Origin of the sequence: Bacteroides sp. B1-V-101 (assembly GCF_023656585.1) — a bacterium.
Classification (GTDB): domain Bacteria; phylum Bacteroidota; class Bacteroidia; order Bacteroidales; family Bacteroidaceae; genus Bacteroides; species Bacteroides thetaiotaomicron.
This window is the reverse complement of the sequence record NZ_JAMOKH010000043.1, coordinates 39,535-50,658: the sequence shown is the minus strand read 5'-3', so window position 1 is coordinate 50,658 and position 11,124 is coordinate 39,535. Positions and strand designations below refer to the sequence as shown.

General features: G+C 45.3%; 6 protein-coding genes. 1 reads left to right on the top strand and 5 read right to left on the bottom strand.

All coding sequences use genetic code 11. The features are described 5' to 3' along the window. Nucleotides 1–296: 296 nt before the first annotated feature. Nucleotides 297–3,518 carry a carbamoyl-phosphate synthase (glutamine-hydrolyzing) large subunit gene (gene carB / locus NBH01_RS22295; RefSeq protein ID WP_008760792.1) on the bottom strand — a complete coding sequence of 1,074 codons (3,222 nt, stop codon included), beginning with the start codon at nucleotides 3,516–3,518 and terminating at the stop codon, nucleotides 297–299. A gap of 430 nt (nucleotides 3,519–3,948) precedes the next feature. Here carB and trpS point away from each other — a divergent pair, with 430 nt between their 5' ends. Next, complete coding sequence (gene trpS, locus NBH01_RS22290) at nucleotides 3,949–5,049, top strand: tryptophan--tRNA ligase (RefSeq protein WP_008760790.1); 1,101 nt, start codon at nucleotides 3,949–3,951, stop codon at nucleotides 5,047–5,049. An 80-nt stretch (nucleotides 5,050–5,129) separates the two neighbouring features. Here trpS and NBH01_RS22285 read toward each other — a convergent pair whose 3' ends face one another. The 4 genes from NBH01_RS22285 to NBH01_RS22270 form a co-directional block, all read right to left on the bottom strand. Continuing rightward, a complete protein-coding gene (locus NBH01_RS22285; RefSeq protein WP_225679454.1) occupies nucleotides 5,130–7,505 on the bottom strand; it encodes a DUF2339 domain-containing protein in 2,376 nt (791 codons plus the stop codon). A gap of 80 nt (nucleotides 7,506–7,585) precedes the next feature. Continuing rightward, the gene (locus NBH01_RS22280; RefSeq protein WP_011108998.1) at nucleotides 7,586–8,734 is read right to left on the bottom strand and encodes a glycoside hydrolase family 99 protein; all 1,149 of its coding nucleotides are present in this window, start codon (nucleotides 8,732–8,734) and stop codon (nucleotides 7,586–7,588) included. Between the two features lie 74 nt (nucleotides 8,735–8,808). After that, a complete protein-coding gene (locus NBH01_RS22275) occupies nucleotides 8,809–9,951 on the bottom strand; it encodes a DUF4972 domain-containing protein (RefSeq protein WP_008764133.1) in 1,143 nt (380 codons plus the stop codon). Between the two features lie 26 nt (nucleotides 9,952–9,977). Continuing rightward, the gene (locus NBH01_RS22270) at nucleotides 9,978–11,108 is read right to left on the bottom strand and encodes a DUF4972 domain-containing protein (RefSeq protein WP_022470427.1); all 1,131 of its coding nucleotides are present in this window, start codon (nucleotides 11,106–11,108) and stop codon (nucleotides 9,978–9,980) included. Nucleotides 11,109–11,124 lie beyond the last annotated feature (16 nt).

Sequence of the window (11,124 nt, the reverse complement as noted above, 5' to 3'; positions counted from 1 at the left end):
CGAACGATAGAAATCGCCAAGAAGTTCAAGCTGATAAGGACTAAAGGTCATGTCACTCTTTTTCATCTTTTATTCATTTTAGTTGATACTTATAGTAGTCAACCAAATCCAGGGTAAGACATTCCTTATAGGAAAAAGCAAGTATATAAGGAGCTGAAGAGAACATTAGCACTATCTTACGACTCATTACACCGCAGACAACAAACAAAAAGAAGAGTCATATCTACAAAAGAAGAGACTCCCTCTTTGGTATGCCAAAGAGAGAGTCTCCTCAATATATATACAGCTAAAGCAGTTTATTTATATTCCTGCCAGCTCTTAATCTGAATATCACTCAGTTTCAGTTCACAGAATGCTTCGATGAAAGCACTTGCCAGACGGGCATTGGTGATCAACGGAATGTTATGGTCGATAGCACCACGACGGATACGGTAACCATTCGTCAACTCACGTTTGCTGTGGTTCTTCGGAATGTTGACGATCAAGTCGAACTTATGGTCAGCGATCATCTTCATCACGTTGTTTTCAGCACCCGGTTTTTCATCCGGCCAGTAAACCGGAGTCGTTTCTACACCGTGAGCGTTCAGGAATGCAGCCGTTCCGGCAGTAGCATAAATCTGATATCCCTTGGCAAACAACATACGGCTCGCATCCAGCAAATCTACTTTAGACTTCATAGCACCGGAAGAGAACATCACCGCCTTTTCCGGAATCTTGAATCCTGTAGCGATCATTGCGTTCAGCAATGCTTCAGAGAAATCGTCGCCGATACAACCTACTTCACCGGTAGAAGACATATCCACGCCCAAAACAGGGTCAGCCTTGTGAAGACGGGAGAAAGAGAACTGAGAAGCTTTCACACCGATCCAATCGATGTCGAACGCAGTCTTGTCCGGCTGGCTGTACGGAGCATCCAGCATGATGCGGGTAGCTGTTTCGATAAAGTTGCGTTTCAGCACCTTAGATACGAACGGGAAGCTACGGGAAGCACGCAGGTTACATTCAATTACCTTCACCTCGTTGTTGCGGGCAAGGAACTGGATGTTGAACGGACCGGAGATATTCAGTTCTTTAGCAATCTGACGGCTGATCTTCTTGATGCGGCGGGCAGTTGCAAAGTAAATCTTCTGTGCTGGGAATACCAGTGTAGCGTCACCGGAGTGTACACCGGCAAATTCTACGTGCTCGGAAATAGCGTATTCAACCACTTCACCGTTCTGAGCTACCGCGTCGAACTCAATTTCCTTTGTATTTTCGAGGAACTGAGAAACAACTACCGGATATTCTTTAGATACTTCGGCAGCCATCTTCAGGAAGTTTTCCAGTTCTTCGTCATCGTAGCAAACGTTCATAGCCGCACCCGAGAGTACGTAAGAAGGACGAACCAATACCGGATAACCTACTTTTTCTACAAATCCCTTCACTTCTTCAAGGCTGGTCAGTTCCATCCAAGCCGGCTGGTCGATGCCAAGCTGGTCGAGCATTGCCGAGAACTTGTTACGGTTTTCGGCACGGTCGATGGAAACCGGAGAAGTACCCAGTACAGGAACTGACTGGCGATACAACTTCATAGCCAGATTGTTCGGAATCTGTCCGCCTACGGATACGATCACACCGCGCGGTTGTTCAAGGTCGATCACGTCAAGTACACGTTCGAAAGAGAGTTCGTCGAAGTACAGACGGTCGCACATATCGTAGTCAGTAGAAACCGTTTCGGGGTTGTAGTTGATCATGATAGACTTGTAACCCAGTTTGCGGGCAGTCTGAACGGCGTTCACCGAGCACCAGTCAAATTCAACCGAGCTACCGATACGGTAAGCGCCCGAACCCAGTACGACTACTGATTTCTCATTCTTATAATAGTTTACATCATAACCTTCTACTGCATAAGTCATATACAGGTAGTTAGTCAGTTCCGGATGTTCGGAAGCAACCGTATTGATACGTTTTACTGCCGGAAGGATGCCCAGGGCTTTACGGTGAGCGCGTACTGCCAGATTTTCCTTTTCCATGTTGCCGGTCGGGTTCAGTACGAAGCGGGCAATCTGGAAGTCAGAGAAACCAAGGATTTTAGCTTCGCGCATCACGTCAGCCGGAATATCTTCCACCTTATTATATGTAGACAGTTTTGCCTTGTAGTCAACAATGTTCTTCAGCTTGCCGAGGAACCAAGGATCGATCTTAGTCAGTTCGTGGATGCGGTCGATGGAATATCCTTCTTCCATAGCTTGTGCAATGGAGAAGATACGCAAGTCTGTCGGACGTGAAAGTTCTTTGTCAAGGTCGTCGAAGTGTACATCATCATTACCGACAAAACCGTGCATGCCTTGTCCGATCATACGAAGACCTTTCTGGATGATTTCTTCGAAAGAGCGGCCGATAGACATGATTTCACCTACCGACTTCATGCTTGAACCGATTTCGCGGGATACACCGGCGAATTTCGTCAAGTCCCAACGAGGGATTTTACAAATATAGTAGTCCAGTTGCGGAGCAAGGTATGCAGAGTTCGGAGTGCCCATTTCACCGATCTGGTCAAGTGAGTAACCCAATGCGATCTTGGCGGCAACGAATGCCAGCGGATAACCGGTAGCCTTGGATGCCAGCGCGGAAGAACGGCTCAGACGAGCATTTACTTCGATCACACGGTAGTCGTCCGTATCTGAGTTGAACGCATACTGGATGTTACATTCACCTACGATGCCGAGGTGACGGATACATTTTGTAGACAGTTCCTGCAACAGTTTCAGTTCTTTGTCGTCCAGTGAGCAAGTCGGAGCTACTACGATAGACTCACCGGTGTGGATACCCAGCGGGTCGAAGTTTTCCATGCTGGCTACAGTGAAGCAATGGTCGTTCGCGTCGCGGATCACTTCGAACTCGATTTCTTTCCAGCCTTTCAGAGATTCTTCTACCAGGATCTGCTTGGAGAAGGCGAAAGAGCTTTCGGCCAGTTTCAGGAATTCTTCTTCGTTAGCGCAGATACCGCTACCCAGACCTCCCAACGCGTAAGCCGAACGTACCATCACCGGATAACCGATCTTGCGGGCAGCAGCGATGGCATCCTCCATGCTTTCTACCGCCTGACTTACCGGAGTCTTCATATTGATTTCATCCAGTTTCTTCACGAACAGGTCACGGTCTTCCGTGTACATGATAGCTTCTACCGATGTACCGAGTACTTTCACTCCATATTTATCAAGAATACCTTGTGTGTACAGTTCGGCGCCGCAGTTCAATGCAGTCTGTCCGCCAAATGCCAGCAGGATGCCGTCGGGACGTTCTTTCTTGATAATCTCTTCTACGAAATAAGTAGTTACGGGAAGGAAATACACTTTATCGGCAATTCCTTCAGAAGTCTGAATGGTTGCGATGTTCGGGTTTACCAATACTGAGCTGATACCTTCTTCTTTCAAAGCTTTCAGTGCTTGTGAGCCTGAGTAGTCAAATTCTCCGGCTTGTCCGATTTTGAGTGCTCCAGAACCCAAAACGAGAACTTTCTTGATTTCCTTTTCCATTTCTTTTGTTGTTATAGTAAGTTGTTATTTCTAAGTTTTGCCAATAAAAAAAATGCGTTACCCTCGTAAAAGGATTAACGCATTACCAAAGAACTAAAATATCGTTTTTGGAGAAAAAAGAAGAAGGTTGTTGATTCCGGGTGGAAAACATCCGAATGTAGATAATACTTACTTCTTATTTCTTGTTGATTCATTGTCGATTTCAAAATTTGTGCAAAGTAACGACATATTTCTAAAACTACAAAGAATTTGAAGAAGAATATTCTCTTTTATTTGCTTTGTTGCTGTGAAAGCGGACACAGTCCCCCTGCCATCTGATACCAAAAGCCAGCAATAGTAAGCATTAGTAACGAAGTAGCTCCATTTTGACGCATCTTTCATTTTTTATCCTTATCTTTGTCGCTAAATCTATTATAATAAGGTAACAACAATGGGAAAAGAAAAAATCATACTCACCGGTGACCGCCCTACCGGGAGACTTCATATCGGACACTATGTAGGTTCATTGAAGCGTAGAGTTGACCTGCAGGATGCAGGTGATTATAGTAAGATGTTTATCTTTATTGCCGATTCACAAGCGTTGACGGACAATATAGATAATCCGGAGAAGGTACGTCAAAATGTAATTGAGGTTGCTCTTGACTATCTGGCATGTGGAATAGACCCGTCCAAGGCTACCATCTTCATCCAGTCACAGATTCCGGAACTTTGCGAACTCAGTTTCTACTATATGGACCTCGTAAGCGTATCCCGTTTACAACGTAACCCGACTGTGAAATCAGAAATACAGATGCGTAACTTTGAGGCAAGCATCCCTGTAGGATTCTTCACTTATCCTATCAGTCAGGCTGCGGACATTACTGCCTTCCGGGCAACCACCGTCCCCGTCGGTGAAGACCAGGAACCGATGCTCGAACAGGCTCGTGAAATCGTCCGCCGTTTCAACTATATCTATGGCGAAACGCTGGTAGAACCGGAAATCCTGTTACCGGACAACGCTGCCTGCCTGCGTCTGCCGGGAACGGACGGCAAAGCCAAGATGAGTAAATCACTCGGCAACTGTATCTACCTGTCGGAAGAACCGGAAGAAATTCAGAAGAAAATCATGAGTATGTATACCGATCCGGGACACCTCCGTGTTCAGGACCCGGGCAAGATTGAAGGTAATACCGTATTTACATACCTGGATGCTTTCTGCCGTCCGGAACACTTCGAACGCTATCTGCCGGATTATCCGAATCTGGATGAACTGAAAGCGCATTATCAACGCGGTGGACTGGGTGATGTGAAGGTAAAACGCTTCCTGAACGCTATCATGCAGGAAACACTGGAACCGATCCGCAATCGTCGTAAAGAGTTCAGCAAGGATATTCCTGCCGTTTACGAGATGCTACAAAAAGGATGCGAAGTAGCCAGAGCTGCCGCTGCCGAAACATTGGCGGATGTGAAGAAGGCTATGAAGATCAACTATTTCGATGACAAAGAACTGATTGAAGAGCAGGTGAAACGCTTCGCAGCTTCACAGGAATAAAGATAATAAAGACGAATATAATAAATAAAGGCTGCCGTTCACTTTCGAACAGGCAGCCTTTACTTTATTATATAGTCTGCTCAATCAGTTTCATCTTCATCATTTTTAAAGAGTACGTCTTTCAGTTTCTGATAAAGGAATGAGAGGATCAGCAGGATCAATCCTAAAATGATAAATACAATGATCTTACCGATTGTTGGCATTGCCCATAAGTCTTTCAGAATCAGCTTCAACAGGACGATTCCAAAAGTTGAAAGACTGATGATTCGCAGTACTTTCTGATGCAGACGCATACCCAGTGCCATTTGAATAAATCCTGCGATACTCAGTGAAACGGAGAAGCCGGCATCGAAATCCTCTACTCCTGCTTGCAGGAGGAAAGAACGTGCCATCGTCAGCCAAAGGAAGAGCGCCAGGACATTCAGATAAACGGTGAAAGGAGTTTTCAATCCTATTAATGTATAGTATTGACGGGCAACGTAGTACAGATTAGCTATAACAAACGCTGCCGCAAGCCATCGGAGCAAAGCAGGAGTCAGGCTCGTGTATACCCACTGGTCTCCCCATATATTGATCGCATAGATCAGCACGTTCATTCCCATAGCTGTCAGATAAGGGATTGCGTATTGTTTTATCGGGAAGCGCTTTTTGAAAGCATAGCTGAGAATAAAGATGGCAGCAGAAGTAAACGCCAGCATCATTCCGCTTCTTGTAGCTCCTGCCAAGTGCAAGGCAAACTCTGCCATAAATGTATAATAGAGGATGGCGGCAGCAGCAAGAAGCATGATCGAATTCCAGGGAGTGTATCTCAGATAACGGGCTTCGGTAAAGAGAGAACGGTAACGCCCCATCAGTAAAGCGAATGCTCCGGTGGCCAGACCGACAAACAGGGAAGTAGCAAAAGAACTGTTCAGGAAAATGGTTTCGGAGGAGGAAGAGGTCATCAGTACATTATATATATCCATCAGATATGAAACAAGGGTCAGTCCCATCAATACCTGTGTTGCACGTTCGTATACTCCAATCTTCGATTTTACGTAAAGCCATAACAGCAACACCATTTCCGCTGCCCAAAACAGCGTGATATAATTTCCATCCAGCTGAATAGGTATAGTGATGGAGACAAATGTCAGTACCAGTCCCAACATCGCATAAATGAGGAACTTATAATCTTTCTTGCTCATCCGTAGCCAGATGACTAAAACTAAATTGATGATAGCGATCAATAAACTCAGTAATCCTTCCGATTTAAACGGCAGTCCCATATTACGCAGGAACAGGATTCCTAATAACAGATAAATGAAATTGTTGGTTATGATGACCAGCAGCAATCCCCTGTTCTTTTTCACGGCTTCTACCCGGAGTATCGATAATATCGGCAAGAGGAAGATGAAATAAAACAGCGTCGCAAAGATGAAGAGATGGACGGAAATATGTGTCGATCCTGTAGTAAAGCCTGTCAACAGGAAGATTCCTATTACCACATAAGTAAAAACAAATGCGATCACCGGAAGTTCTCCCCATTTCTGATAGATGGACAGTCCGAACATTCCAAGATTCAAGATACTCATATAAGTGAACAGTACCAGGTAGTTACCATTCCCGGTGCTAACAAGGAAAGGTGCCAGAAATCCCCCGACAAGTGAGATGATAGCCAGTTCGCGCCTGTCATACAGAATGGACAGGATAGACATGAACAGCGTTATAGCTATCAGAATAGTAAAAGCAACCGTCTGAGGAAAAAGGTGATAAAAATGAAAGGCAATGGCGACTGTGAGATAGAAAACGGCAAAGGCGCCACCCGCAAGCAAGGAACTGAATGTGCGGTACTTCTTTTGCAGGCGTTCGGCAACCACCAGCAATGCGGAGCCGGTCAGGAAACCAAGTACGGTACGCAATGTTTCGTTAATCCAGTCTTTATCAATGGCATATTTTACAAAGAAGCCGACTCCGATGACGAATACAAGAATACCAATCTTACCAAAAAGATTTTCACCGATAAACTTTTCATAATTAACCTGCTTCCGTTTGGAAGCAGACAGTATTTCGAAAGGAGCTTCCGGAGAAGTTTCCTGCAAAGTGACCTCAGCAGATTCTTTTTCAAGGGAAGCGTTTAATTTCTGCGGCGTAGTTTCCGCCATAATGGGCTGTATGCCTTCAACAGTTTTTTCTTCGACAGCTTTCTCTTCCTTCAAGGCTGTCACTGTCGAATCGGGCAATTCTTCTGTTGCATAAGGCAGTATATCCGTATTGTCCAAAGTCTCTGCCGTTACATCCTCTTTGGCCCTTACAGGGCCGGAAGCCATTTTCTCCTGAGCTTTGAGCAGGTCGTCCATTCGTTTCTTTATCTCGCCAAGCTCTTTGTCTACCTTGCCGAACCGGCTTTCAAACTTTTGCAGCAGAACAAAAAACAACACTGCAGCAAGCAATGCACATGTGCCATAAAGTTCACCCATAATGTTCTATATTTGAGTTATGTATCACAAATATAGAACATTTTAATTACAAATGGGTAAAACCGACAAGATATAGCATATTATTGAACATCTTCCGAAGCAGATCTTGCTTTCCGGAATTCATCTACCCAATAGGCAGTTCTTATCAAATAGTAATCATCAGCCAATGGTTTATAATCCAAATATTCAAAAGCATCGCACTTCTTTGAGACAGCCGGCTCTATCTGAGTTCCTTCATGCCATTCATTGAAAGACGTAATCGAAATATAAGAAGCACCGCTTTCTATGGCAGCTTTATACATATCATCGTAATATTTTCCATTCTCACGGTCGCGGGTGGTACTTCCATTCCAAGGACGAATCCGGGTATCAATATATCCCGGACCGACACTCGGAATAAACAATTTATTATGTGCCTTTGCCCATTGCTGCATGGATTTCCAGTTGGCCGGAGTAGAAGCATTTGTGAAACCTGTTGCGGCAAAGTAAGTGTAAAAGCCATCCATGCACGCTGTCTCAATGTCGGGCAACTCGCTTTCCTTCAATGTCAGACCAATAAAAAGACCGTCGTACTTGGTATTACGCACACTTATCTCTCCCCCGGCAGCAAACAACTTCGCCCACTCGGCAGGTTTGATCAGATAAGAATCATAGATAAAGAAAAGAGGTTTGCCGTGCGTACGGTAAAAAGCCGGGTGATCACCATAAGTATCCACTATATATTGAATATTCTCCCTTACCGTTTGCGGGCTGCGTCCATTAAAAGGCTCTATATGAAAGCACACCTTTGCCCCTACTTTTGCAGCCTCATCCAGCAGGAGAGACACACTTTGGTTGCCATAATCGCTTTCTCCCCACCAAGTGACAGACAGTACGCCGACATTCGCTTTTATATGCATCCGGATATGTTTCCGGATGATTTCAGGATCATTGCTGCTGTACGTTCCGAGTTCCGGATAAAAATTACAGGCGATGTCATCATTAAGTCCGGATATGGCACCGACATCTCCCGAATGTCCCGGAGCAAGGGCTATCGGGTGCATCCAGTGCTTCATTTCTCCATCCACTGACGGATTTCCATACCAATTATAATAAAAACTGATCGTATGGTCATCCAACGTAATGTTTGCCGCATCCAAATCGTGTTCACCGTTCATTTTCTTTTTGTTGCCGTTACAGCCGGCACACAGAAATAATGCCAATAAAACAAAAACAAGTTCTTTCCTCATGTTCGTTTGTTTAAGAAAGTAGTCCCAAAGCCAGCTATCCGACGGCCTTGGGAACTACCCGGTTCGTAAAACAATTATCTATTCTCTACCCATTGAAAATCTCCGATCAGCCTGGCTGAGAATTTGCCCGTCAGATCTTTGATGTTATTGTTATCCGAAACAGTCTTATTCAATGTCCATCCGCATACCAGATCCGATTCGCTTCCAGTCACGGATTCCGGAGTATCCATCAGATGTTGTATTTCGGCCTGTGTCTTCGCCGATTTCCAGATATGCAGATGACGCATACATCCATTGGTGCTCTTTTCTCCGATACGGTTGGCAGTTGCGCTAAGCCCGGTAAAGGCAACCATAGCCACTTCCTTATCATTCGGAGTATATGGCAAACGGTCATCCCGGCCTCTTTCCGACAACATCAACTGACCGTTGACATAAATCTTAGTCATCACCGGAATTCCGTCTCTGACTTCTCCGTCCACTCCGTTCTCGTTAGTGACAACTGCCACATGAACCCACTGATTTAGTGTGCTGAATGAGAAGCCCGGTTCAAACAAGTCACTATAGCCTATACCATACGTCATACGTAATCTGCCGAAGTGACTGTTTACCGCCCATCCTTTACGCTCGTGATCTTTCGTATCATCATCCGTGAAGGTGGAAAGCAAGAATACAAAGCTATTGAGATATTCGTCCACATCTGTCAGCTTCACCCAGAACTCGACTGTGAATGCTTGTTGCCCCTGCTCGCCGAAAGCTGAATACTCCGGATGAACACCAAAATCAATGTATCCGCCATTCTTTCCGTTGACCAACAGTTCAGCGGCAACCGGTAAAAAGTCTTCGGTACGTCTGGTCGCTCTGAAGTTCTTCTCTATCTGGTTAGCTTCACGGATAATACGGTCGGCTTCACTGTCAGCCAACTTTTTGTTTCCTTCTTTCAGTTTAGCGATCGTTTCCTCCAGATAAACAATTTCATCATCCAGCATGGCTTTACTGGATACCGGATAGTTATCTTTCAGTTCGCCATATGTAGCTCCATCCCGCAGCGCAGTCAGGTTAGTCACCAATGTACTGAAGCGCTCTATGAAGATTTCGGTCTTGTCCGTTTCCGTCGGCCAGCCGCTATTGTCATCATCATCAGAACAAGAAGTAAATGCCAGCATCTGAAGCATCATAAACACTATCACTACCCAATTATATAAATAGTTATTTTTCATATCTATCCTGTATTTTCTGTTTCGTATCATTCTAATTCAATCCACCTATAGTCTCCGACCAGCTTTGCCGTATACTTTCCGGTCAAGTCTTTAATTTCCTGGTCGTCAAGCGCCATCTTCGCGAAAGTCCATCCGCAAACCAAATCGTCCTCTTCGCCCGTCACATTCTCCGGATGCTCCATCAACCGGCGGATTTCATCCTGAGTCTTGGCGGCACGCCAGATATGCAGATGTTTCATACTTCCGTTAGCACCTTTATCACCGATACGGTTGCCTGTAGCACTCATGCCGCCAAATGCCACCATCGGGACATTGCTGTCGTTAGAAGCATACGGTTTGGAAGCATCCTGATGAGAGGTGGTCGAAAGTTTCAGTTCACCGTTCATATACATTTTGGTCATGACAGGTCTGCCTCCATTCATCTCGCCGTCTACTCCGGTTTCATCCGTCACCACAGCCAAGTGTACCCACTCATTAACGGTGGCAAATCCGAAGGCAGGTTCCATCAGGTCATTAAAGCCCATTCCGTATGTCATACGCATGTTGTTGCCACCATAGTTGTAGCTATTCACGCACCAGCCTTTGCGTTCGTGATTGTTCGTATCATCATCCGTAAAGGTAGAGATCAGATAGAAGAAGCCTTCTACATCCTTCAGCTTTACCCAAAACTCAACAGTAAATGCCTGCTTGCCAACTTCACCGAATGTGGAATACTCCGGATGAGCGCCAAAGTCAATATATCCGCCATTCTTTCCGCTTACTTCCAGCTCTGCCGGAACCAGTAAGTCTTCCGTCCGGACAGTCGCCTTAAACTCGGCTATCTTTTCGTCCGATTCTTTCAGCAGTCTGGCTGTCTCTTCGGGAATCCGAGCTTCCGCCACTCCCGCTTCTTTTATCGTCTGAAGGAAATCTTTCAGCTTGGCTATCGCATCTTCCAGAATCGCCCGGCTTGTTTCAGGATACATTCCTTCCCGAAGCCCGAACTGGGATTCAGCCTGCAGGTCGGTCAACACTTTTATCTTCTTGCCTATCTGTTCACGATACTCATATACCTTCACTCCTTCTCCGTCATCATCCGAACATGAGTAGCAGATACCCATAGCGAAAGCCGAAAGAAAGACTATAACCAGTAACCGGATACTATATCTATTTTTCATATCTCATTTGTTTTAG